The organism is Kitasatospora sp. NPDC127111 (genome assembly GCF_042677465.1).
Taxonomy (GTDB): Bacteria; Actinomycetota; Actinomycetes; order Streptomycetales; family Streptomycetaceae; genus Kitasatospora.
In genome coordinates this window covers 77,394-99,907 of sequence record NZ_JBHXTG010000014.1, presented here as the reverse complement: position 1 = coordinate 99,907, position 22,514 = coordinate 77,394, and the positions used below count along the sequence as shown (strand labels likewise).

General features: G+C 72.0%; 22 protein-coding genes and 1 pseudogene. 14 read left to right on the top strand and 9 right to left on the bottom strand.

Translation table 11 applies throughout. The features are described 5' to 3' along the window. Positions 1-83 precede the first annotated feature (83 nt). Together ACFVHB_RS12260 and ACFVHB_RS12255 are read left to right on the top strand one after the other, a co-directional pair. Positions 84-1,448: a rhodanese-like domain-containing protein gene (locus tag ACFVHB_RS12260; protein WP_380319234.1), complete on the top strand. Its 1,365-nt coding sequence runs from the start codon at positions 84-86 to the stop codon at positions 1,446-1,448. Then, positions 1,445-2,719: an MFS transporter gene (locus ACFVHB_RS12255; RefSeq protein WP_380319231.1), complete on the top strand. Its 1,275-nt coding sequence runs from the start codon at positions 1,445-1,447 to the stop codon at positions 2,717-2,719. Before ACFVHB_RS12260 ends, ACFVHB_RS12255 begins: the two co-directional genes overlap by 4 nt. A gap of 243 nt (positions 2,720-2,962) precedes the next feature. On the opposite strand, the gene ACFVHB_RS12250 is transcribed toward ACFVHB_RS12255, so the two are convergent. After that, positions 2,963-3,532, bottom strand: coding sequence for a plastocyanin/azurin family copper-binding protein (locus ACFVHB_RS12250; protein WP_380319228.1), 570 nt, complete (start codon positions 3,530-3,532; stop codon positions 2,963-2,965). Beyond that, positions 3,529-3,789 (bottom strand): hypothetical protein, encoded by a 261-nt coding sequence (locus tag ACFVHB_RS12245; RefSeq protein WP_380319226.1) that lies wholly within the window; start codon positions 3,787-3,789, stop codon positions 3,529-3,531. The genes ACFVHB_RS12250 and ACFVHB_RS12245 overlap by 4 nt, the downstream gene beginning before the upstream one ends. A gap of 373 nt (positions 3,790-4,162) precedes the next feature. On the opposite strand from ACFVHB_RS12245, the gene ACFVHB_RS12240 reads away from it, so the two are divergent. The 4 genes from ACFVHB_RS12240 (at position 4,163) to ACFVHB_RS12225 (ending at position 7,868) form a co-directional block, all read left to right on the top strand. Continuing rightward, on the top strand, positions 4,163-4,705 hold the full coding sequence (locus ACFVHB_RS12240; RefSeq protein WP_380319223.1) for a DinB family protein: 543 nt from the start codon (positions 4,163-4,165) through the stop codon (positions 4,703-4,705). Positions 4,706-5,088: 383 nt separating this feature from the next. Beyond that, positions 5,089-5,340, top strand: coding sequence for a hypothetical protein (locus tag ACFVHB_RS12235; RefSeq protein ID WP_380319220.1), 252 nt, complete (start codon positions 5,089-5,091; stop codon positions 5,338-5,340). A gap of 161 nt (positions 5,341-5,501) precedes the next feature. Continuing rightward, positions 5,502-6,647: an HIRAN domain-containing protein gene (locus tag ACFVHB_RS12230; protein ID WP_380319217.1), complete on the top strand. Its 1,146-nt coding sequence runs from the start codon at positions 5,502-5,504 to the stop codon at positions 6,645-6,647. 375 nt (positions 6,648-7,022) lie between these two features. After that, complete coding sequence (locus ACFVHB_RS12225; protein WP_380319214.1) at positions 7,023-7,868, top strand: potassium channel family protein; 846 nt, start codon at positions 7,023-7,025, stop codon at positions 7,866-7,868. A gap of 858 nt (positions 7,869-8,726) precedes the next feature. Here the strand turns inward: ACFVHB_RS12225 and ACFVHB_RS12220 are convergent. The 4 genes from ACFVHB_RS12220 to ACFVHB_RS12205 all read right to left on the bottom strand — a co-directional run bounded on the left by ACFVHB_RS12220 (position 8,727) and on the right by ACFVHB_RS12205 (position 12,211). Further along, positions 8,727-10,895: an MMPL family transporter gene (locus ACFVHB_RS12220; RefSeq protein WP_380319211.1), complete on the bottom strand. Its 2,169-nt coding sequence runs from the start codon at positions 10,893-10,895 to the stop codon at positions 8,727-8,729. A gap of 104 nt (positions 10,896-10,999) precedes the next feature. Further along, positions 11,000-11,389 carry a DUF302 domain-containing protein gene (locus ACFVHB_RS12215; protein WP_380319208.1) on the bottom strand — a complete coding sequence of 130 codons (390 nt, stop codon included), beginning with the start codon at positions 11,387-11,389 and terminating at the stop codon, positions 11,000-11,002. Positions 11,390-11,414: 25 nt separating this feature from the next. Further along, on the bottom strand, positions 11,415-11,729 hold the full coding sequence (locus ACFVHB_RS12210; RefSeq protein ID WP_380319205.1) for a rhodanese-like domain-containing protein: 315 nt from the start codon (positions 11,727-11,729) through the stop codon (positions 11,415-11,417). 215 nt (positions 11,730-11,944) lie between these two features. After that, positions 11,945-12,211, bottom strand: a complete 267-nt coding sequence (locus ACFVHB_RS12205; protein ID WP_360626860.1) for a metal-sensitive transcriptional regulator — start codon at positions 12,209-12,211, stop codon at positions 11,945-11,947. Between the two features lie 198 nt (positions 12,212-12,409). Between ACFVHB_RS12205 and ACFVHB_RS12200 the strand changes: the two genes are divergently transcribed. The 3 genes from ACFVHB_RS12200 to ACFVHB_RS12190 all read left to right on the top strand — a co-directional run bounded on the left by ACFVHB_RS12200 (position 12,410) and on the right by ACFVHB_RS12190 (position 14,181). Next, complete coding sequence (locus ACFVHB_RS12200; protein ID WP_380319202.1) at positions 12,410-12,877, top strand: OsmC family protein; 468 nt, start codon at positions 12,410-12,412, stop codon at positions 12,875-12,877. Between the two features lie 57 nt (positions 12,878-12,934). Further along, the gene (gene trxA / locus ACFVHB_RS12195; protein WP_380319199.1) at positions 12,935-13,297 is read left to right on the top strand and encodes a thioredoxin; all 363 of its coding nucleotides are present in this window, start codon (positions 12,935-12,937) and stop codon (positions 13,295-13,297) included. A 362-nt stretch (positions 13,298-13,659) separates the two neighbouring features. Then, on the top strand, positions 13,660-14,181 hold the full coding sequence (locus ACFVHB_RS12190; RefSeq protein WP_380319196.1) for a hypothetical protein: 522 nt from the start codon (positions 13,660-13,662) through the stop codon (positions 14,179-14,181). A 251-nt stretch (positions 14,182-14,432) separates the two neighbouring features. Here the strand turns inward: ACFVHB_RS12190 and ACFVHB_RS12185 are convergent, their stop codons facing one another. Continuing rightward, on the bottom strand, positions 14,433-15,062 hold the full coding sequence (locus ACFVHB_RS12185) for an OsmC family protein (protein WP_380319193.1): 630 nt from the start codon (positions 15,060-15,062) through the stop codon (positions 14,433-14,435). A 90-nt stretch (positions 15,063-15,152) separates the two neighbouring features. Then, on the bottom strand, positions 15,153-16,535 hold the full coding sequence (locus ACFVHB_RS12180) for a rhodanese-like domain-containing protein (protein WP_380319190.1): 1,383 nt from the start codon (positions 16,533-16,535) through the stop codon (positions 15,153-15,155). 273 nt (positions 16,536-16,808) lie between these two features. Between ACFVHB_RS12180 and ACFVHB_RS12175 the strand changes: the two genes are divergently transcribed. The 5 genes and pseudogenes from ACFVHB_RS12175 (at position 16,809) to ACFVHB_RS12155 (ending at position 21,095) form a co-directional block, all read left to right on the top strand. Then, positions 16,809-17,168 carry a rhodanese-like domain-containing protein gene (locus ACFVHB_RS12175; RefSeq protein ID WP_380319187.1) on the top strand — a complete coding sequence of 120 codons (360 nt, stop codon included), beginning with the start codon at positions 16,809-16,811 and terminating at the stop codon, positions 17,166-17,168. Continuing rightward, positions 17,165-17,950, top strand: a complete 786-nt coding sequence (locus ACFVHB_RS12170) for a sulfite exporter TauE/SafE family protein (RefSeq protein ID WP_380319184.1) — start codon at positions 17,165-17,167, stop codon at positions 17,948-17,950. Before ACFVHB_RS12175 ends, ACFVHB_RS12170 begins: the two co-directional genes overlap by 4 nt. A gap of 67 nt (positions 17,951-18,017) precedes the next feature. Next, a pseudogene (locus tag ACFVHB_RS12165) lies at positions 18,018-18,583 on the top strand (rhodanese-like domain-containing protein). Positions 18,584-19,638: 1,055 nt separating this feature from the next. Then, entirely contained in the window at positions 19,639-20,394 is a 756-nt protein-coding gene (locus ACFVHB_RS12160) for an ATP-binding protein (RefSeq protein WP_380319182.1), read from the top strand. Further along, entirely contained in the window at positions 20,391-21,095 is a 705-nt protein-coding gene (locus ACFVHB_RS12155; RefSeq protein ID WP_380319179.1) for a LuxR C-terminal-related transcriptional regulator, read from the top strand. Before ACFVHB_RS12160 ends, ACFVHB_RS12155 begins: the two co-directional genes overlap by 4 nt. Positions 21,096-21,151: 56 nt before the next feature. Here the strand turns inward: ACFVHB_RS12155 and ACFVHB_RS12150 are convergent, their stop codons facing one another. Then, positions 21,152-22,240 carry a sacsin N-terminal ATP-binding-like domain-containing protein gene (locus tag ACFVHB_RS12150; protein WP_380319176.1) on the bottom strand — a complete coding sequence of 363 codons (1,089 nt, stop codon included), beginning with the start codon at positions 22,238-22,240 and terminating at the stop codon, positions 21,152-21,154. Between the last annotated feature and the right edge of the window lie 274 nt (positions 22,241-22,514).

Below are 22,514 nucleotides of genomic sequence, written 5' to 3'. Positions count from 1 at the left end.
GGCATCCTCCATGAATCCATGGAATATTGTATGAGTAGCCGGGCGGGGATGCCACCCCGACCCCTGCCATCCTGGAGGACGCCGTGAGCTTCGCCGCCGAGCACCTGATACCCCTGGTCGACGACGGGCTGGGCAACAGCGCCTACCTGGTCGACCTCGGCGACGGCCGCGCCCTGGCGGTGGACGCTTCCCGGGACCTGCGGTCCCTGCGCCAAGCGGCCGGGCAGCGAGGCCTGACAGTGGCGTTCGCCGCCGACACCCACCTGCACGCCGACTTCCTGACCGGCGCCCTCCAGCTGGCCGCCGGCGACGGGGCCGCCGTGCTCGCCTCGGCTGCCGGCCGCCGGGCCTTCCCCCACACCGCGCTCGCCGACGGCGACGAGGTCGACCTCGGCGGGCTCACCCTGCGGGCGCTGGCCACCCCGGGCCATACCGACGAGCACCTGTCGTTCTTGCTGCTCGACGGCGCCCGGGAGCTCGGCGTGTTCACCGGCGGGTCGCTGATCGTCGGCTCCGCCGCCCGCACCGACCTCCTCGGGGCGGAGCGTGCCGAGGAGCTGGCCCGCGCCCAGTACCGCTCGCTGCGCCGCCTCACCGAGCTCCCGGATGCGACGGCGGTGTGGCCCACCCACGGCGCCGGCTCGTTCTGCTCCGCCCCGCCCGGAAGCGAGCGCACCACCACCATCGGCGCTCAGAAGGCCACCAACGACCTGCTCGCCGCCCCCGACGAGGACACCTTCGTCCGCCGACTGCTCGGATCGCTCGGCTCCTACCCCGCGTACTTCGACCGCCTCGGCGAGATCAACCGCCGGGGCCCGGCCGTCCTGACCACCGCGCCGGCGCTGGAACCACTGGCCCCGGCCGCCGTCCGTTCCTTGATCGCGGTCGGCGCGCGGTTGGTCGATGCCCGCCCGGTCGCCGAGTTCGCCGCCGACCACATCCCGGGTGCGGTCTCGAATCCGCTGCGGCCGGCGTTCGCGACGTGGCTCGGCTGGCTGCTGCCCGACGACGCCACGCTCGTCTTCGTGCTCGGCCCCGGTCAGGACCAGGCGGAGCTGGTCTGGCAGGCCGCAAAGATCGGCTACGACCGGCTCGCCGGGCAGCTCGCGGGCGGCATGGAGGCCTGGCGCGCCGACGGCGGCCCCACCGGGACGATCCGCCTGGTCACGGCCGAGCAGATCGGGGAGCGCCCGGTGCTGGACGTCCGCCAGGGCACCGAGTACGCCGCTGGCCACATCCCCGGCGCAGCCCACGTAGAGCTCGGTGCGCTCGCCGCCCACACCCATGGCGCCGCCGACGGCGCGGTGGTGATGTGCGGTCACGGCGAGCGCGCGATGACCGCCGCCAGCCTGCTGGCCCGCACCGGCGCCCGCGACCTCGCCGTCCTGGCCGGCGGCGCGGACGACTGGGTGAAGGCGACCGGCCAGAGCCTGGAGGACGGCGCATGACCGTCCCGACCGCCGCACCCACCACCCCGAACGGCCCCCTCCGGCTGGGCCTGCGCGCGAACCTGGCCCAGTTCTCCCTGCTGGTCGCGGTCAACGCCCTGGTCGGCGGCATGCTCGGCCAGGAGCGCACCGTCCTGCCGCTGCTCGCCGACCGGACGTTCCACCTGTCCGCATACACCGCCGCCCTGACCTACATCGTTGCGTTCGGCGCGACCAAGGCCGCCACCAACTTCTTCGCCGGAGCGTGGTCCGACCGCTACGGCCGCAAACCGGTCCTGGTCGCGGGCTGGCTGATCGCCCTGCCGGTACCGCTGCTGCTGATCTGGGCGCCCTCCTGGGGCTGGGTCGTCTTCGCCAACGTCCTGCTCGGCGTCAACCAGGGCCTGACCTGGTCCACCACCGTCATCATGAAGATCGACCTGGTCGGCCCCGCCCGGCGCGGCCTCGCGATGGGCCTCAACGAGGCCGCCGGCTACGGCGCCCTCGCCGCCACCGCGATGGCTACCGGCGCCATCGCCGCCCACTGGGGTCTGCGGCCACAGCCGTTCTTCCTCGGCATCGCCTACGCGGCCCTGGGGCTGGGCCTGTCCGTCCTCGCGGTGAAGGAGACCCGCGAGCACGCCCGCGCCGAAGCCGCCCGACACCCCGTGCCGAAGAACCCCGGCCACCACGGCGACTTGACCACCGGACAGATCGCCCGCCTCACCAGCCTCACCGACAAGGCGCTGTCCTCCGCCAGCTGGGCCGGCATGGTCAACAACCTCAACGACGCCCTCGCCTGGGGCATCTTCCCGCTCCTGTACGCCGCGCACGGCCTGTCCATCGCCCGGATCGGCCTGCTTGCCGCCCTCTACCCAGCCGTCTGGGGCCTGGGCCAGATCCTCACCGGCTGGTGGTCCGACCGCATCGGCCGCAAGCACCTCATTACCGGCGGAATGCTGCTGCAGGCCGCCGCCATCGGCCTGGTCGCCGCCACCACGACGTTCCCGGTCTGGGCGACCGCCCAGGTGCTGCTCGGCGCCGGCACCGCCATGGTCTACCCGACCCTGCTCGCCGTCATCGGCGACGTCGCCCACCCCGCCTGGCGGGCCCGCGCGGTCGGCGTCTACCGGCTGTGGCGCGACGGCGGGTTCGCCGTCGGCGCCGTCCTCGCCGGCGTCCTCGCCGACGCCTACGGCCTCACCGCCGCCGTCTGGGCCGTGGCCGCCCTCACCGCCGCCTCCGGCATTCTCGTCGCGGCGCGCATGTACGAGACCCACCCGCGCACCTGACACCCGTACAGCCCGGGCCGGCCGACGGCGCCTCGTGGTCCGGCCACGGCGCCCGTCCCCGAACCGCCGGAAGCCCCGACAACCTGGACGACAGATCGAGCATCCGTGCCACCTCGCTCCCGACAGCCTCCGGCCTACCTCCAGAATCAGAATTCCCGCAAACCAACCAACCGGACCCTCATGGCCGACCAGGTCATCACCGCTGTCCTGCCCTGCGCCAGCGCCGCCCGGCCGGGGAGGCGGCTACCGCCCGGTGACATCCAGCTCGGCGTACATGCCGGCCGCGTAGTGCCAGGGCAGGTTGCACAGCAGCTCGTAGCGGCCCGGCTGCATCGTCAGCGTGGTCCAGCCGGTCGCACCGGAGGCGATGCCGTCCCCTGAGTCGGCGCCGCAGCTGCGCGACGCCTCGCCGACGGCGCCCGACTCGTCGACCTCACCGTCCGCGCCGATGGCGCGCTGACCGGTGGCCTGCCCGGCCGGCAACGGCAGCACGACCACCTCGTGCGGGCGGGCGCCCGCGTTGAACACCCGCAGCGACACCGTCCCGGCCCCGACCGCCGCCGGGCTCGTCGACAGCCGCATCATTCCCATGCCGTACGGGCCAGCGCCGCCCATCATGCCCCGGCCCATGTCGGCCGTCGTCACGTCAACCACCCGCCCCGGCAGCGCCGGGACAGTGCACCGCGCTGCGGAAGCCGGGCCGCGGAAGGCACCGGCCGCCGCGAGCAGCCCGGTCGTCGCGATGCCCAGCGCCACTGCGGCCGTCGCCAGCAGCGCCACCAGCCGGCCGCCCCGCAGGCGCGGCGCGCTCACCTCCGCTCCCGCAGGACCGCCAGGCGCCGCCGGTACTCGATCTTCCCGCGGGCGAACCGCTCCGCGAGCACCTCCTCGGCCCGCCTTGCCGCAGGCGGCGCACCCGGCAGGTCGGGCCGACGGGGCCCGGCGGTGTACCGGACGAGCGCGACCACGCCGGCGGTCAGCCCACCGAAGAGCATCATCATCACGGCCATCATGAACCAGCCGCCCCAGCCCCACCCGTTCCCGTCCCACCACATCATCACGATCGCCATCCCGAACCAGTGCGGCCAACCAGCCCCTCAGCTCCAACAATGCGCCTCCATGGCTCCCGGCAGCAGAGACCGTCGGGCCCACCGGGCGGCCCGAACGGCCCTGCTCCACAGGTGAACGGCGCGTAGCGTCCCTCCCGGGCAACCCCGACACTGAGCCGCCTCTCACCGGGGAGGAGCAAGCAGACATCAAGGCTCTCTGCTCGGATGCGGCAACTGGGTCGGTCTCCACGCCCCATGAGTGTCCGCGGCATCGCAACCTGAACGGGCACCTGCGACCGTCTCCGCCCAGGGGCCCGCAGAAGCATTTCCGGCGCCAAGGCGGGCATCACCAGAGCCCGGGAGCATCCGGACTCCGAGCGAGAACTGGCCCGCCATGACGAACGCGCGACCGATGGACCGGCAAGCCGTATACGACGAGTACCAGCGCGCCGGCAGAACCTTCCACCGCCTCCTCGACACCGCGACCGGAGCCGACCTCGCCCGACCGACGCTCGGCACCCGGTGGACCAACGAGCAGTTGCTGTGGCACATGCTCTTCGGCTACATCATCACCAGGGTGCTGCTCCTCCTGGTGCGGTTCTTCGGACGGCTTCCCCGCAGCGTCGGCAAGGCGTTCGCGCGGCTGCTGGATGCCGCCACGGTGCCGTTCGACTTCGCCAACTACATCGGCCCCACCGGGGCGGTGAAGCTGTTCGGGCGGCATCGGACGGGAGCGGCGTTCGACCGCGTCGTCGCTTCCCTGTGCCGGCGGCTCGCGGCCGAGACCGAGGCCGATCTCGCTCGGGGCATGCACTACCCCGTCCGGTGGGATCCGTTCTTCAAAGACTTCATGACCCTGGCGGACCTCTACCGCTACCCCACCCAGCACTTCGACTTCCACCGCCGCCAGCTCACCCTCGGCAACGGGAACGACTGACTCCCACTCAGCCCGACGTGACCGAAAGCACGCACGCACCGGCTCCCGCCACCGGGGCAAGCCGGCCCCCGTCACCGCGGCCCGTCGAAGGGTCGACGACGGCCGCCGCCTACGGCACGCCGAGGACGCGTCGTAGATCCTCAGGAGTCGGAGCGCCACCGACGCGGCCGTCGGCGGCACGGTAGAGGCGGCAGGACACGCTGGCCAGCCTGCCGGGAGCGGCGAACGGGTCAGTCCCGTCGAGCAGCAACGTGGGCGAATCGTGCATGCCCAGCCGCTCGGCCTCTACCACTACGTGCTGCAGCACCCGACGCCCGGAAGTTCTGCCAGCACCATGGCCAGCCGCTCCGCGAGACCCGGGCCGTTCGGGCACCGAGGAAGGCGTGCGCGTCGCCACCACCGCCATGACCGCGCTCGAAGCCGACGACGAACACATCCACCGAGCCCGGATCAAGTGGGGCCTCTCCCGCATCGACGTCCTCAATGTCACCCTTGAGATCGCGGACCAGGCCACCACCCTGCTGCGCACCCACCGCCTGCACGGCCACAAGTACGCCATCGACGCCGTCCTCGCAGCCATCGCCCGCACCGCCCCGCCCCGTCACCATCATCGACGTCCGCCCCCGAAGACCTGACCCACCTCTGCGGCCCGGCCATTGAGATCATCACGGTCTGAACGGACGCCGAGCTTTCCGGCCGGGCGGGCCGATCACAGAAGTCCTGGTGCCGCTGCTCCCTGGTGACGTACGCGGTCCTGGAGGTGTGGGCTGGACGTGTGGACGGACAAGGGATCAGCGTGGAATTCGACGGTTCCTGCCTTCATGTGCGACCGGCCAACATCATCGAGCAGGGCAGACTCGGTACCGACCACCTGGTCGTACCGGCGACCGAGATCGCATCCTCCGACATCAAGGCCCCCGGCCTGCTGTCGGACGGCCACCTCGATGTGTCCACTCACAGCGGGAAGTGCCACCGACTCTGCTTCACGCGCAGGCAGCATTCGGACTTCCAGGACCTCCATCGCAGGCTGCTCGACGCCATCGGACCGGCGCATGACGCCCCTCCCCCCGATGCGGCATCGCCGGACGACCGACCCCCGTCCCCCACGATCCCCACCGACCGACCACACCGGGAGCCGGTAGGGACGCCGTGGCAGCTCCACACGGCTGGATTTTTCCGTCAGAATGTGGCAGGCGAGTCGTACCACGACGTCGAGCTGAGACGTATCGTGGGCCCGGAGCCGGCAGGCGAGAAGCTGATGGTCGCCGAGCTGCGCCGTGAACCGCGCAACCCACACGACCGCAATGCCATTCGAGTACTCATCGACGGCAACCTCGTCGGTTACATCCCCCGCGAAGAGGCCCCGGCGTACCAGCCCGAGCTGGAGGCCGTCGAGAGCTGGGGCTACCCGGCTCAGTGCCCGGCGCGGGTGTGGTGGCGCAGAGACCAGTGGGACTTCGTGGCTTCCGTGTCGCTCGACATGGCCGAGCCCGGGAGGCTCGTCCCCCTCGCCCGAGCACCAGAGGGACAACTGCTCATGCCACCCGGCCGGTGGTTCCAGGTGAGCGGAGAGGCCGAGCACATGGACGTCCTCCTGCCACTACTCGGCAGGGCCTACTTCCCTGGCAAGGCTTTCGCCCACGCCCGACTTGAGCTGATCGACCGCCCCCGCCCCCGATCGGCGGGCTGGGCCGTGCAAGTCCTCATCGACGGTGATGTGGTGGGCGAGCTGAGCGCGCAGACGTCGTCGAGGCTGCGGCGCCTGTTGGGACCGCTGCGGGACGCACAGGTGCCGTGCTACGCCGAAGCCGAGCTGACCGGCAATTCCCTCGCGGTCGAGGTTCGGGTGTCCTTGACGATGCCCGAAGAACTGTCGCAGGAGTTTGTGAAGCGGGTCGACGCCGCAACCAGCCACCGGGCGTCAGGGATCCCTGAACCGTAGCCGAACCGCCGCGCAGCCATAGGGTGGCGACGGCCCAGCCGCCCTGACCGCCCCCGCCCCGCCCCGCCCCGAGCGGCTCGGGCCAGTGGGCGTCCCTCCCCACGACCCGATTCGAGCAACGCCTTGAGCCCTGTACGGCTGCGCCCCGGACCGAATGCCCTCGTGTCCTGCGGGTGAAAGTGCGGGGCGCGGCCCTGGAAACCCCAGGTGCCCGCCCGCCTTCTCGGCAGGATTACCGTCGGAGCCACCGGAGGTTCAATGTCTCCTCCCCGGCTGCGCCGTAGGTACCACCTGTCGGACAGCTCGGCTGCGAGATCGAGGCTCCGCGGCGAGAGGATGCGCATGGGCTGGCTGGCAACGTCCGCGGGGACACTCATGGTGCTGCTCATCCTGCGGGACGTGTTCCACACCCTGTGGCACCCCACCCGGCACGGCGGCCTCAGCAGACTGGTCATGACACTCGCCTGGCGGACGTCCGCACGGCTCAGCCACCGCCGCCGCAGGTCCGGTCTCGCGGGCCCGCTCGCCATGGTCACCGTGGTGGTCCTCTGGGCACTGACCATCACCACCGGCTGGGCCCTGGTCTACTGGCCGCACATGCCGGACTCCTTCACCTACACAGCCGGTCTCGTGCCCGGCGAGCACACGGGCTTCGTGGACGCGCTGTACGTCTCCCTGGTCAACCTCACCACCCTCGGACTCGGCGATATCGCCCCGACCACCGGCTGGCTGCGCATCGTCGCCCCGCTGGAAGCCCTCATCGGTTTCGCCCTGCTGAGCGCCACCGTCTCGTGGATCCTCGGCATCTACCCCGCCCTCGCCCGGCGCCGCGCACTGGCCCTGCGGCTGTCCCACCTACAGCCGGGCCAGACCCAGGGCGCGGCACCCCGCCCCGAGAGAGCGGACCTTCTCGACAGCCTCGCGAAGAACATCGCGGTCATCTCCGTCGATTTCATGCAGTACGCGGAGTCCTACTACTTCTACGACGGCGACGACCGCACCTCGCTCGCAAGCCAGGTCGACGGCGCGCTCAAGCTCGCCGACCTCGCCGCAGTATCCGACGATCCAGCGGTCCGGCAGTCCGGGAAGGTCCTCGAAGCCGCCCTCGAAGACCTCGCGGCCATCCTGGACGAACGGTTCCTCCGCACCGCTGGCACGCCGCGACAGACCCTCACGGCGTACCGACTCGACCACGGACAGCACGCCGGTACTCCGGCTTGAGAGGACTCACCCACCCCTTGCCCTTCCGGACAGGCTGCATTCCCGGGCCGTGCCGGTCGAAGGCCGGCTGGCCGCGGCCGGCTCCGTGATGGACAGCGCGGACGGCCTCACTCTCCTTCCCGGACAGCACCGAGCACGCACCCATCGGCTGGACCGCCGACCGGGAGACGGCGTGCAGAGAGCGGGTCATCGCGGCGCTGCAGCGCTCCGTGACGCCACATGGCCCGGGTATCCGCGGCTGGGCCCCGTTTTACCAGAAGACGCAGCCGCGCCCCGGGCCTCGTCGCCCGGACGACGCTCGCCGCGGGGCGTGAGTTGACGGTCCTGCCCTGATGCAGGACTGGATGTCCAGCCCTCGCAATATACCCGTCGGGGTATATTGGAAGTGGAGGGAATGCCCTCCTTCCAATTGATCGCAAGGAGTTCTGCCATGTGTCGACGTACCACGTGCCGCACCTGCGGCAAGGCCACCTATGCGGGGTGCGGCATGCACGTCGACCAGGTGCTTGCCGGAGTTCGCAAGGCTGACCGCTGCAGCTGCGACCGGAGCGCAGGCAAGGGCGGAGGCTTCCTGGCGAGGCTGCTGGGCCGCCGCTGAGCGGGCGAGCGGGCGCCAGTTGATCGGGCCGTGTCGGGAATCCCCGACACGGCCCGATCCATCTCCACCAGCCGCTGCTCGGCCGCAGGCGCGGCGGACCACCGCGTGGACGTGCGGTTCGGCCCAGTTTCTCCGTCCATACGCCCGTTGCCTGCAGGCCGCGCATCGGCGGCCCCAACGAGCCCACCTGACGAGACGGCAGGACTGCCGGGAGCGGGAGCGCAGTTCGGCGCTCCCGCTCCCGACAGTCGGTGTCCGGGTCAGCCGTGGGAGAAGGTGACCTTCGGCAGGACGCGGTCGAGCCAGGCCGGGGTGTGCCAGGCGGCCCGGCCGGTCAGCCGGAGGATGACCGGGAGCAGGACGAGGCGGACCAGCGCCGCGTCCAAGAGCACGGCGACGCCGAGGACGATGCCCATCTCCTTGGGCGGCAGCGGACCGGACAGGGCGAAGGTGAAGAACACCGCGACCATGACGCCGGCCGCCGCGAAGATCACCCGGCCGGAGTGGGCGAGGGCGCCGACCATCGCCTCCTTCGGGTCACCGCTGCGTTCGTAGTGCTCCTTGGCGGAGGCGAGCAGGAAGACGGTGTAGTCCATCGCGATCGCGAAGATCATCGCGAAGAAGAACACCGGCGCCCAGCCGTCCAGGAAGCCCTGCGGCTTGAAGCCGAGCAGCCCGGCGCCGTGCCCGTCCTGGAAGACCAGCCGGGCGACACCGAACGCGGCGCCGGTCGACAGCAGGCTCGCCGCCGTGCCCAGCGCCGAGATCAGCGGCGCGCGCAGGGCGACGAGCAGCAGGACGAAGCCGAGCGCCATCACCACGCCGATCACCAACGGGGTCTTCTCGGTGAGCAGGTGCTGCAGGTCGAGGTTCTCCACGGCCGCGCCGCCGACCAGGGTGTCCGCGGGGAGTTCGGCCCGCAGGGTGTCGACGGTGTGCGCGAGGTCGGGGCTGGACGGGTCGACAGTCGGCACGGCCTGGATCATCGACCAGCCGGAGCCGTCGGCGGCGCCCTGCGCAGGCATCACACCGGCGATGCCGGGCGTGGCCGCGACCTGCGCCGCCACGTCTGCGGCCTCACCGGCGGGGGTGACGATCTGCAGGGTGCCCGGGGCGCCGGGGCCGAACGCCTGCTGGACGGCGGTGTAGCCGGCGCGGGCGCTGTCGTGGGCGGGGATGACGGTGATCGAGGGCATCGCGGTGCGCAGCCCGATGACCGGTGCGGCGAGCGCGATCAGGGCGGCCAGCGCGAGGGCGCCGTAGCGCAGCGGGTGCTTCCACAGGCGTTCGCCCCAGGCGGCGAAGCGCGGTGAGCGGTGCTCGCCGGACTTCACCCACGGCAGGGCGAGCGCGTCGACGCGGTACCCGAGCTTCCCCAGGACGGCGGGCAGCAGGGTGAGGGTGGCGGCGAGCACGAACAGGACGGCGAGCATGATGCCGCCGGCCATCGAGCGGAACGCCGGGGAGGGGACCAGCATCACGGCGGACAGGCTGACCAGGACGGTCGCACCGGACAGCAGGACGGCCTTTCCGGCGGTGTCCATCGTCTCGGCCACCGCTTCGGCGCTGCTGAGCGAGCGCCCCATGCGGGCGCTGCGGAAGCGGACGACCAGGAAAAGCGCGTAGTCGATGCCCAGCGCGAGGGCGAACATCATCGCGAAGTTCATCGCCCAGATGGAGACCGGGAACAGATGGCTGATCAGGACGAGCGAGCCGGCGGACGCGGCGAGCCCGGCCATGGTGAGCAGCAGCGGCAGTCCGGCGGCGACCAGGGAGCCGAAGGCGAGGACCAGGATGGCGAGCGTCACCGGCCACGACATGATCTCGGACTTCATCATCGCGTCGTGGTTGGCCTTGTTGAAGTCGCTCCACAGCACGGAGGCTCCGGTGGCGTGGACGCTGATCCCGTCGGTGGACAGGGCGTTCAGCGGGCCCTTGAGGTCGTCGGCGGCGCGCACCATGTCGTCCGGGGACGCCTTGGCACCGGCGAGCAGGATCGCGGTGCGGCCGTCCTGGCTGATGGTCGCGCCGGGCTGCGGCGGGACGACGGTGGAGATCCGGGGGTCAGCGGCGACGACGGCCTCGGCCTTGCTGATCACCTGCTGGACGGCGGGTTCGGTGACCGGCCGGTCGGCGGTGACCACGATTTGCAGGGCGGTGGAGGCGTTGCCCGCGAAGTGCTGTTCGGCGACCTGACGGACCTTCACGGACTCGGAGCCGTTGGCCTGCCAGCCGGCGCCGGACAGCGCCGACGTCACTTGGGGGGCGAACGCGCCGAGGCCGATCACGACGAGCAGCCAGCCGGCCAGGACGGCCTTGAAGTGCCGTACCGACCAGGCGCCGAGCCGGCCGAGCAGGCCCGGGGTGCCGGGCGGTTCCGACGGGGGCGAGGTGGACGGCCGGGCGACGGCCGTGTCCGGGTGGTTCACGTGATGCTCCGTTCCTGGGGCGGCCCGATGGGCGCAAAATACGGGTAGGGGTATATGGAAAGCCCGAGAAAAGGGCCCGCCGCAGCGGGCCCGGAGGGCGCCGGTCAGCCTGCGAGGCTGTTCAGCGCCGCACGCAGACGGGCGGCCGCCTCGTCGGCGACGGCCTCCAGCGCGGGCTGCTCGGTGACCCGCACAATGAGCTGCGGGTCCATCGCTTCGACCACGGTGTGCCCGTCGGTCGCGCGGACCACGACGTTGCACGGCAGCAGCAGTCCGATGCGCCGGTCGGCCTGGAGGGCGCGGTGGGCGAGCGGCGGGTTGCAGGCGCCTAGGATCAGGTAGTCCTCCATCGCCTCGCCGAGCTTGACCCGAAGGGTCTCCCGGACGTCGATCTCGGTGAGGATGCCGAATCCCTGCTCGGCGAGTGCGGCCCGTACGCGCTCGACGGCGTCGGCGAAGGGCAGATCCAGGGTGATGGGGATTCCGTAGTCCATGCTGAGCTCCAATCGCGGTGGACGGTCAGGCGGGTTCGGCGGCCAGCTCGCGGCCGGAGAGCGACCAGGCGGCGACCCCGCCCCGGACGAAGGCGGCATCGAAGCCGGCCCTGGTGAGCAGCTCGGCACCCACCCGGCTCCGGTTCCCGGACGCACAGACCACCATGACCGGGCGGCCGCGCGGCAGCGACGCGAGGCCGCCCGCCAGCATCCCCAGCGGGATCCAGCGGGCGCCCGGCACATGCCCGGCGGCGAACTCGAACCCCTCGCGTACGTCGAGCACCAGAGCACCCTGCACCCGCGCGGCGACGAACGCCTCGATGCCGAGCTCTCGGACCATGACCCCAACCCTCCATACCCCATGGGGTATATCAAGACTATGGCAGCACCGGAGAGAAGTGACGCATTCCACCGCAGGCCGCCAGACGTGTCGCCTTCGCGCGCGACGGCGGGGCCGACCGGATCGGCCCAACCGCCCCGCTGCCCGGGCGGGTCGACGCATGCGTGGGGCCGCGCCTGACGGTTCACGCCCGCCGGGCGGCGGGCGGCCGGGCGTCAGGCGAGGGCGAGGAAGAGCTTCTCGAGTTCGGCCTCGCTCATCGGCGGCGCGTCGCCGTCGACGGTGGCCATGCACTGACGCATACCGCTGGCCACGATCTTGAACCCGGCCCGGTCCAGCGCGCGGGATACGGCAGCGAGCTGGGTCACGATGTCCTTGCAGTCCCGTCCCGCCTCGATCATCGCAATGACGCCGGCGAGCTGCCCCTGCGCCCGGCGAAGGCGGTTGAGGACCGCGCCGACCGCATCGTCGTCGACCTGCATTTCCGCACCTCCAGAGTGTCATTCTCCGACCAGCTTACCCCCTGGGGTATAAATCGGGTCGCGGGCCGGGCTTGCAGGCCGACGGGCCCTGCCGGGCCGGGCCGGTCGACTCTGGGCCGCCGGCCGGCGCCGGGCTGTACTGGAGCCCCGGCCCGACCACCACCGGCCGCCAGGCGGCCCGCCTGACAGGAGCAGACCTTGACCTCGTCCACCGAGAGCACCCCTCCCCTCGACTCCGGGGCAGCCCTCCCCCCGGGCCGGATCCGCATCGAGCATCTGAGTCGGGACAGCTACGAGATCGCGGTCCGCGGCCACCGACTCGTGGTGGACCAACCGGTCGACGACGGCGGCCAGGACACTGGCCCCACCCCGACCGAACTGTTCGCCGCGTCGCTCGCCTCATGCGTGGCGTTCTACGCCGGCCGCTACCTGACCCGGCACGGCGTCGATCCGAAAGGGCTTCGGGTGGACGCCGGCTTCACCATGGCCGCCGACCGCCCCGCCCGGGTCGCCGAGGTGACCCTCACCGTGGAGCCGCCCAAGGGCCTGGACCCCGCCAGGTACGACGCGCTGCTCGCCGTCGCCTCGCGCTGCACCGTTCACAACACGCTCCACCAGCCCCCGACCGTCCGCATCGAGGTGACCCCGCCCGACAGGCCGGAATAGCCGACCGCGCTTCACTGTTCACATACCCATGGGGGTATTTACGAGAGGAGAACGGCCATGGCCACGGTCGAGCTGACCGAGAAGAACTTCGACGAGATCGCCGGCGGCGAGGGCATCGTGCTGGTGGACTTCTGGGCCGCCTGGTGCGGTCCGTGCCGGATGTTCGCACCCGTCTTCGAGCGCGTCTCGCAGAAGCACCCGGACATCGTGTTCGGCAAGGTCGACACCAAGGCGCAGCAGCAGCTCGCCGCGGCCTTCCAGATCTCCTCGATCCCGACCCTGATGGCAGTGCGCGACGGCGTCGTCCTCTACGCCCAGCCGGGCGCGCTGCCGGAGGCCGCCCTGGAGGACGTGATCCGCCAGGTCCGCGCGGTCGACATGGACGACGTCCGCCGGAAGATCGCGGCTGCTGCCGCATAGTCAACCAGCCCGCCGAGCCGGGGAGCCGCGAGATCGGCTCCCCCTCGCCGCATGAACGCCGCCTGGATACCAAAACCGCGGGCGGCGGACTCATCCTCCGACTCTTCGCCGCGCCTTCCGAGTTGTTCCACGAACCGCTCGTCTCCGGCGCCCGCGGAGCCCGGCCGCCGCCGCTCGCACAGCGGCGGGAGCAATCCTTCCACCCTCCTCTCAATACTTTGAACTCTTAGATGTCAAGTATCCGAATCAACCCGCACTCTCGATTAGGAACATCTAAGCCTTGTGCCGTGGAGGCCAGCCCCCCTATTGTCATGCCATCCACCCCGGGGCGGAGGCCTAGGGGCAGCAGAAGGGGGTTCGGCATGCTCAACATCGGACTTGGCGCCTACCGGACGTGGGCGGAGGACGAGTACGGGAGGTCGTCGGCCGGATGGCGCCCGGGCCTGTCCGACGAAGAGGCGTACGCGGCAGCGAACGGCCGCTGGAAGTTGGGAGCCCGGGCCGACCGCGAGCGTTACGTGGTGTTCAGCGCGATGGGCATCGTGGTGCTGGCCGTGGAGATCGACCACATCTCGGCTCCGGACGCGGACGGCCGCCGCACGATCCACGGCACGATCCTCAAGCCCGGCAGCCCGATTTACGACAAGTATGTGGGCAACGAGTCACCGGTGGAGAAGAGCCAGAACCCGGTGCAGTACTTCGGTTCACCGTTCGACCGCACGGACTGCGCGTGCGGATGCGGCGAGGATGTCCCGTCCGGGCGCGACTTCCTCCCCGGGCACGATCAGCGGGCCATTCACGACCGGGTCAAGCTGGTGGGCGGCGTTCTGCCCTTCATGGACTGGTTCGACGTGACCTGGCCGGAGACCAAGCCGCAGTCCTGACGCTCTGAGCGCGGTGCCCCTGCCGATCCATCCCGGCAGGGGCACCGGAACCACTCAACCCACTCCTGATCTGCAGGAATGCCAGGTCGGCAGCGTCCCACCCCGACCCCACAAGGCGCTCGGCGCGACCCCGGACCGCACCAGCCGTCCTGCGGCTCGGCGCCAAGGAACCTGGACGGCCCCACCCGATCGGCACCTTGAGACCGACCGCGCTGCGGCCGACGTTCTCCGGCTTCGGCCACAGCCCCTTTTCAGCGCAGGTCGACCGTGACTTTCGGCGGGTGCCGGAGTGTGTTGGTGACCGCGCACCTGGAAAGTGCCTCGCGCAGGGCGGGGTGCCTCTGCGGGTCGAGACCGGGTGGAAGGGCGAGGACCAGCCGCAGGGAGGTGATCCTGGCGGGCTGGTCGTCGAGTTCATCGAAGTGGGCGGTGACGCGCACGGTGTCGTGCGGTAGTCCCTGCGCCTGGAGGAAGCGCGCGGCGCGTTCAGCGGCGCAGGTTGCCGCAGATGCCACCAGCTGTTCCACAGGGGAGGGTTCAGAGGTGCCGCGTCCCGCGGTGAACAGGTGGCGGCCGCGCGCGGTCGCGGCCCAGCTGCGCGGGCCTGCCGGTGCGACCTCGACCACTCCCCGTCCGGATCTGGACGATGACTCGTTCTCGGTACGGGCGGCCTGGTCGAGCAGGCGCTGCGCGAGTTCACGCGCCTCGGCCGGGCTGAGTCCGGCCCAGATGCGGGAGGTTCCGCCCGTCTCGGGTCCGACGTCGAGGGTGACCCTGCCGATCCGGGCCGCCGGCCCGTCAACTTTTAGCTGTCCCACGTCGATCCGCCGCCCGCATGCGGTCACGAGCGGCTCAGCCGCCTGATCGATCACCTTCGCCATCGCTCCCACAACCCTTCTACGAATACCCCTATGGGTATTTATGGAAGCGGTTGGGGAGCGGCGCGTATTCCTTCCGAACCAGGGCCCGGTTCAGGCTGCGGGCTGGTGGGCGGCGGCCCAGGCGGCGTAGCCGCCGAGGAGGTCGGAGACGTCCTCGAAGCCGTGGTGGCGCAGGAGGCTGGCGGCGATGGAGGAGCGGTGTCCGCCGGCGCAGTGCAGGACGAGCGGACGGTCGGCGGGGACCTCGGCCAGGCGGCGGGGCAGCTCGTTCAGGGCGATGTGCAGGGAGCCGTCCACCGCTCCCTCGGCGCGCTCGCCGCAGGTGCGGACGTCGATGACGAGCGGCGGCTGCTCGGCCGCGAGGGCGGTGTTCAGCTGGTCGACGGTGAGGCGGCTGGCCGAGGTGAGCTGATCGGCGAGGTCGGCAAGGGTGGTCTCCGGGTCGGCGAGGTGGCCTGCGGTGCGGTCGAAGCCGATGCGCGCGAGCCGGGTGACCACCTCCTGCTCCTGTCCGTCGGGTGCCACGACCAGGATCTCGGCGTCCGGGGTGAGGACGGCGCCGGCCTGTTCGGCGAAGCGGCCGTCGGCGGGGACGTTGATGGAGCCGTGCAGGTGTCCGGCGGCGAACTCCTGGGGGCTGCGGGCGTCGACGACGACGGCTCCGGCCGCCCGGCGGGTGCGGAACTCGTCGGCGGTGAGCGGGTGGTGGGCCTGCGCGGTGTCGAAGAGGGCGCGGTCCTGGCGGTTGAGCGTGGCGTCGTAGCCGAAGTAGCCGGGCGCGGCGGACTGGCCGGCGGTGACGATGGCGACGAAGTGGTCCTCGCTCATCGGCTGGCAGGCGTAGTTGGTGGCGCGCTGCGCGCCGATGGTGGACTGGCGCTCGGTCGAGAGGTTCTTGCCGCAGGAGGAGCCGGCGCCGTGCGCGGGGAAGACCCGGACCTCGTCCGGCAGTGCCATGAGCTTGTTCTGGACGCTGTCGTGGAGCATCCGGCCGAGTTCGTCCGCGGTGACGCCGACGGAGGCGAGCAGGTCGGGCCGGCCGACGTCGCCGATGAACAGCGCGTCGCCGGTCAGCACGCCGTACGGGACGGCGTCGGCGGCCCGCTCGCACACCTGGACGCTGATCGACTCGGGCGTGTGCCCGGGGGTCTCCATGATCTGCAGGGCGACGTCGCCCAGGTGGATCCGCTCGCCGTCGGCGAGGTGGCGGATCGGGTACTCGGTCTCCGCCCGCCGCCCGTAGCCGATCCACGCCCCGGTGCGGTGCGCCAGCTCCAGGTGGCCGGCCAGGAAGTCCGCGTGGAAGTGGGTGTTGATCACGCCCTCGATCGTGAAGCCGTGCGCCTCGGCGTCCGCGACGTACTCGTCGATGTCGCGGCGGGGATCCACCACCACCGCACGGCCGGTGGTCTCGTCGGCGATCAGGTAGGAGGCCTGGGAGAGGCAGTCGAGGTAGTACTGGGCGAAGAACACGCGAGTCTCCTGGTTCCGGAGGTCTGGGGCCCTGGACGCGGCACGCGGACGGTCCGCGACGTGGACCCTGAAAAATACGGGGTGGGGTATCCCTTGCTCCCCAAGATACCCCCATGGGTATTATCGGAAGCAAGGGGCGGCCGGACGGCCGTCGTCGCGGACGGCTCACCGTCTTCCCGCCCGGTCGCCCGGACGGGCCCGCCCCCTCGGCGTCACCGCCGCGCGGGCGCCCCCGCTCCCGCTGTTCATCGCACGCACCCCGGAGGCCAAGCCATGTCCCTGCCCCACCCGTCGACCGTTCCACCGCAGGTCGCACCGGTCGAGGCCGACTCGATGGCCGCGTCCGGCGAGGCGGTCCTCCTCGACGTGCGCGAGCAGGGCGAATACGCCGCAGGACACGCACCGGGCGCGGTGTGGCTGCCGCTCATCGCCCTGGCCGCGGGCGCGGAGCCACCGGCGGCCGGCCGTACGGTCCTGGCGATCTGCCGCTCGGGCAACCGCTCGCAGCGGGCCGTCGACCTGCTGGCCGCGCGCGGCGTCACCGCCGTGAACGTGACAGGCGGGATGCACGCCTGGGCCGAGGCCGGGCTGCCCGTCGTCACGGCCGAGGGCGCGGACGGACAGGTCATATGACCGCGATCGTCCTCGCCCTGATCGCCGGTGCCGTGGTCGGCCTGGCGCTGGGCGGACTCGGCGGAGGCGGCAGCATGCTGGCCGTCCCCGCCCTGATCTACCTCCTCGGCTTCACTCCCGCCCACGCGGGCACCGCCGCACTGCTCATCGTCGCAGCGACCTCTCTGACCGGCCTGCTCGCCCACGCCCGCGCCGGACGAGTGCGCTGGCGCACCGGACTGCTGTTCGCCGCCGCCGGCCTACCCCTGGCCGCCGCCACGGGCGCGCTCTCCGACCACCTTCCCGCCCCCCTGCTCACCACCGCGTTCGCGGTGCTGGCGGCGTTCGCCGCCTGGCGCATGCTCGCATCCGCCCGCAAGCCCAAGGACGCCGCGCGGAACCGTCCCGACGACGCGGCGGGCGACCGGCCCGCCGAGGGCGCCCCCGCACGCTCCGCCGCCGCCGGCGCGGGGCTCGGCGCGGTCACGGGCCTGCTGGGAGTGGGCGGCGGGTTCCTCGCCGTACCTGCCCTGGTCTCCGTCCTCGCCTTCACCATGGCCGAGGCCGTCGGCACCAGCCTGCTGGTCATCTCCGCCAACTCCCTCGCCGCCCTCGTCCCCCGCCTCGGCGCGACCGGCGGCCTCGACTGGGCGGTCATCGCCCCGTTCACCGCCGCCGCCCTACTCGGCGCCTGGGACGGAAAGCGCCTCGCCGACCGCTTCAGCGGCCGCACCCTGCAGACCGCCTTCGCCGTCGCCCTGCTGGCCGTCGCCGCCCTCATGCTGGTCGACGCCCTGCGCTGACCCCCGCACTCCGCCCGGGCACCCCCGGCCCGGGCGGTCCCCCTTGCCCGAAAGGACCCGCCACCCCATGGCAACGCCCCTGACCGTCGAACAGCTCCACCCCAAGCTGGAGCAGCTCACCGTCATCGACGTCCGCTCCCCCGGCGAGTACGCCGCCGGCCACATCCCAGCGCCCACAACATCCCCCTCGACCGGCTCGACGAAGCCCTGCCCGCCCTGCGCGCGGCCGCCGAACGCGCCGAGATCGCCGTCGTCTGCGCCTCCGGCAACCGCTCGGCCACCGCCTGCGAACAGCTCGCCGCCTCCGGCATCACCGCCCTCACCCTGGTCGGCGGCACCACCGCCTGGGTCGGCAACGGCCACCCGGTCAACCGCATGCCCGGCGCCCGCAACGTCTGGGCGATGGACCGTCAGGTTCGCTTCGTCGCCGGCTCCCTCGTCGTCGCCGGCGTCCTGGCCGACCTCGCCCTCCCCGGCGCCCGCTGGCTCTCCGCCGCCATCGGCGCCGGACTCGCGTTCGCCGCCGTCACCAACAGCTGCGCCATGGGCGCCATGCTCGGCAAGCTCCCCTACAACCGGCCCCGCACTGGCGGACCCGACCTCGACACCACCCTCACCGCCCTCCACCGGTAACCGCCTACCGCCGGGGCGCGCCGGACCGGCGCGCCCCGGCGTTCGACCACTACCGAGTGCTCCCGTCTGGCTCCGAGAACCCTGCTCGGGTACCGGGCAGGTCAAGAATGCCCGGAGGCATGTCCGAGGTCCCAGGCGAGGGGCAAGTCCCCCGGGAGCCACGCGCGCGGGTCGCATGCTCCGAGCCGGGCGGGTACCCGTTCCTGTGCGCCTCGTCCACTGCGCTGAGCTCGGCGTCGGTGGAAAAAACTTCGGATCGGACCTGTAGGTGCCGACGGTCTGCGGCTCGGGCGCGGCAACTCCGGTCCGACCGAGGGTCAGCCGCCGAACCCCTGAAACCGCGGGTGTACAGGCCGCTCGGGGGTCCGGGAGGATGCGGTGCATGAGAGGCCGTTTCCCGCCGGAGCCCGACTCACGACCCCCCTCGCGCCGGCCACGGACACCGAGTGCCCGATCTCCTCGGCCGAGCCCGCACTCATCGAACGCGCCCGTCGAAGAGTCGCAGAATCCGCCGCCCGGCGGGAACCGGGCGACCGGCCCCGCCCCCGTTCCGCCGTTCACTGCGCTCGTCGCGGGGTGGCGCTCGGGAGAGGGCAGTCTGCCGACCACCTCGGCCGGGGTGGAGCTGTGCGCCCTGGCAGTGTTCCTGGGCCTGCGCGTGGTCAACGTCGGCCAGTTGCTGATCTCGCTGCCGAGCGCATTACGGGACACCACCTCGCCGGCCCTGTTCGCTGCCGCCCTGTCCGTCTACCTCGCCGAGTCGGCGTTCCTTGCGGCCGCCACCGTCCGCGCACGCGGCTACCTCGACGCGCGACTGGGACGCGCGGACGTGGCCGTCGCCGTGGTCGTTCTCCTGGCACAGCCCTGGTACGTCGCACCCGGAGACCTCACCGGCAGTTGGACCGCCTGGGGCTTCGCCTGCACGCTCGGCTCGGCCTGCGGAGCGGCCATCGTCTTCCCGCGTCGTCGCGGCACCGCCGTCGCGGGTCCTCGCCCTGACCGCTGCCTACCTGGTGGGCAGCCTTCCCTGGGCGCTCCCCTCCGTGCGGAGCACCGTGGTCTCCAACGCTTTCTCCTACGCGGGATTCGCCCTGCTCACCCGCCTGCTCGCCGGGTATCTGCGACGTCTGGCGAGCGCCGCCGAGCGGGCCCGGCAGGCCGCGGCGCAATCCGCAGCCGAGGCCGCCCGGCTCGCCGAGGTCGACCGCCAGCGGACCCTGCTGCACGACAACATCAGTGTGCTCAGCCTCCTCGCCCGCCAGGATCTGCCGCCCGAGTCGGCGGAGCCGCTGCGTCATCAGGCGGCAGTCTTGTCCCGCAAGGTCCGAGCGTTCATCGACGACAACGACGGCGTACCACTCCGGTCGACGGGTCCGGCCTCCACCAGACCGGGGCCCGGCGGCGACGGCGGGCCCCGCGAGCTGATCGCCGTCGTGCGGTCCGCCGCGGAGGGCTTCTGGGAACTGCCGGTCACCTTCAACTTGGACCTCGCCCGTGGCATCGCGCTGCCGGGACCGACCGCCGCCGCCGTCGAGGCCGCGACCGCGACCCTGCTGCACAACGTCCGCCTCCACGCGCAGGCGCACGCCGTCGTCGTCCACGCGGACGCCGACCGCGCCGCGGGCGAGTGGGAGATCACCGTCCGGGACGACGGGCGCGGCTTCGACCCGGCGTCCACGGCACTCGGCTTCGGCCTGCGCGTCCAGGTGACGGAGACCCTGGCACGCCACCGCATCCGCGTCCAACTCGACTCGTTCCCGGACGACGGCACCACCGTCACACTCCGCGGCCCCTGGGAGGAACCGGCATGACCACCGAGCAGTCACAAAGCCCGACGGCAGCAACCCCCGCACCGCGAGTGGCGGCCGTCGACGACAACACCATCATCCGGGACTCGCTCTGCCCGCTGTTCCCCGGCTGGGACGTCGTCGGCTGCTTCCGGGACGCCGAGGCCCTGCTGGCCGCACGCCCGGAAGCGGACGTGGTGATCGTCGACCTCAACCTCGCTGGCACCGGCCCCGCCCCTGCCCTCCAGGGCCCCGCCGCCGTAAGAGCGGTGGCCGAGGCCGGATACAGGGTGCTCGTCTACACCAGCGAGGTGCGGCGCACGATCCTGGTCGACTGCCTGACCGCGGGCGCCCAGGGGATCGTGCACAAGGCCGAACCGCTGCCGGCGCTCGGCGACGCGGTGGACGCCGTGGCGGCCGGGCAGGTCGTCATCACCCAGGAACTGACCGGGCTGGCCGAACTCGCCGAGCGCCGCGACCAGTTGCCCAATCTGTCGCCGCGCGAACGCGAGGTGCTGGCCGGGCGTGCCCGCGGCGAGTCCTTCCGCAGCATCGCCCGCCGGCTGTTCATCACGCCCCAGACCGCGACCGGCTACATGAACAGCGTCAAGACCAAGTTCGCGGCCTACCTGCGCGACCACTCCCCCGCCGACCTGGAGTACTACCTCGGCCTGGAGCCTTCCGGTCTGACCGACTGGCAGCCGCCGACGACCGGCCCGCGCTGAGCCCGCACCTACCCCCCGATTTCGCGGGTACCGCCAACGCCCCGGCGGCGAAAGACTCATGGGCGTCTACCGGTGAGGACGACACACCGGAAACCCCGCGGACTATCGGGAGGAACAGCCGTGGCCACCGGGCACTCGGTCGTGGTGCTCATCGGCAGGAAGGTGTAGAGCCGGCCGCGCGTCAACGGCTTGCCCACCGGGACCGCCACCACCACCTCGGCCGACCCGCGCCACTTGTCCCATGCCGTGCCCATGTCGCCGCTGGCCGCGATGGCGGGGAGGACGCGCTCCTCCGGCACGCTGCTGCGGACCAGGACCAGCTTCAGGCGCCCCCGGCGCAGCGCCACTTCCTCGATCCTGAGGCTGCGGGCCTTGTACAGCGTCGTCACCCGCCGCCCGAAGACGGCGCGTTTCGGGGCGGCACCGACCTCGGCGTGGGTCACCACGACCGTGGCCAGCCGGTCGAGAAAGAGCTCGAACGGCGCGCTGTCGTCGATGAGTTCGCGCAGCTGTCGGGCGGCCGAGGCGCGGGCGGCGGCGTCCTTGAGGGGCAGGCGGACGACGGTGACGATCCCGTGGCGACGGAGCTGCCGCACCGGCTCGGGGATCTCGCCCACCGGCACCGGGACGGTCAGCGCGGACAGGTTGGCGCGCAGCTTGTCCGCCGCGCCGGGGTCGTCCGGGGCCGCCTCCGCCGCGATCCGGTCGAAGTCCGACGGCAGGGCGAAGCGGAAGCAGTAGCCGTCGAACGCCTTCGCGGCCGGAGCCGAGACGCTGTACAACTCCGGGGCCTCGGTCAGCTCACGGACGCTCTTGAAGCCCACCCCCTTGTGCCCGATGCCCTCGTCCGGCCGCTTGCTGGACGACGCGACCCGGCACAGCGCGCCGAAGCGCTTCGGCGTCAGCTCACGGCCGCCGTTGGCCACGTAGAGGACCCCGTGCTCGCCCTCGGTCTCGTCGAGCAGGATCTCCACCCGCCCGCCGCCCGGTGTGGCCAGGTGCGCGTCGTGGGCGTTCTGCAGGAGCTCGACGATCACCCGCCCCTTGTACTCGGGAGCCAGTACCTCCTCGATCACGTCCTTCAGCTCGCGCGAGGTCGTGTCGCCCTCCGCCAGGCCCCTCAGGCAGATCCGCGCCTTCCTCACGGACTGCGCCCACACCTGCCGCCGACGGGAACCCGCCGCCCCGGAGCCCTTCAACCGCCGCCTCCCCGTGCCGTACGAAATCATCCGCGGCCACGCTACTGGGGCACGCATTTGGTCATGCTCAATGGGTCCGAGACCTTGATCCATCAGCTCGGTCTTGTCCAGCACCGTGCCCAGCACGTCGCCAGGACTACTTCAGTGGGTGAGCGGACGGCCCGCGCGGACCGCCTCACAGTCGTGCAGCGCCAAATTGTCGCAGCCGCCGACTGTGCTA

Excerpts from the sequence above, each read along its gene's own strand:
- ACFVHB_RS12170 (WP_380319184.1), top strand. The coding sequence starts at position 17,165 with ATGACCGCGATCGTCCTCGCCCTGATCGCCGGTGCCGTGGTCGGCCTG.
- ACFVHB_RS12185 (WP_380319193.1), bottom strand. The coding sequence starts at position 15,062 with ATGGCGAAGGTGATCGATCAGGCGGCTGAGCCGCTCGTGACCGCATGC.
- ACFVHB_RS12190 (WP_380319196.1), top strand. The coding sequence starts at position 13,660 with ATGCTCAACATCGGACTTGGCGCCTACCGGACGTGGGCGGAGGACGAG.
- ACFVHB_RS12255 (WP_380319231.1), top strand. The coding sequence starts at position 1,445 with ATGACCGTCCCGACCGCCGCACCCACCACCCCGAACGGCCCCCTCCGG.
- ACFVHB_RS12225 (WP_380319214.1), top strand. The coding sequence starts at position 7,023 with ATGGTGCTGCTCATCCTGCGGGACGTGTTCCACACCCTGTGGCACCCC.
- ACFVHB_RS12245 (WP_380319226.1), bottom strand. The coding sequence starts at position 3,789 with ATGGCGATCGTGATGATGTGGTGGGACGGGAACGGGTGGGGCTGGGGC.
- trxA (WP_380319199.1), top strand. The coding sequence starts at position 12,935 with ATGGCCACGGTCGAGCTGACCGAGAAGAACTTCGACGAGATCGCCGGC.
- ACFVHB_RS12240 (WP_380319223.1), top strand. The coding sequence starts at position 4,163 with ATGACGAACGCGCGACCGATGGACCGGCAAGCCGTATACGACGAGTAC.
- ACFVHB_RS12205 (WP_360626860.1), bottom strand. The coding sequence starts at position 12,211 with ATGCAGGTCGACGACGATGCGGTCGGCGCGGTCCTCAACCGCCTTCGC.
- ACFVHB_RS12210 (WP_380319205.1), bottom strand. The coding sequence starts at position 11,729 with ATGGTCCGAGAGCTCGGCATCGAGGCGTTCGTCGCCGCGCGGGTGCAG.
- ACFVHB_RS12175 (WP_380319187.1), top strand. The coding sequence starts at position 16,809 with ATGTCCCTGCCCCACCCGTCGACCGTTCCACCGCAGGTCGCACCGGTC.
- ACFVHB_RS12215 (WP_380319208.1), bottom strand. The coding sequence starts at position 11,389 with ATGGACTACGGAATCCCCATCACCCTGGATCTGCCCTTCGCCGACGCC.
- ACFVHB_RS12155 (WP_380319179.1), top strand. The coding sequence starts at position 20,391 with ATGACCACCGAGCAGTCACAAAGCCCGACGGCAGCAACCCCCGCACCG.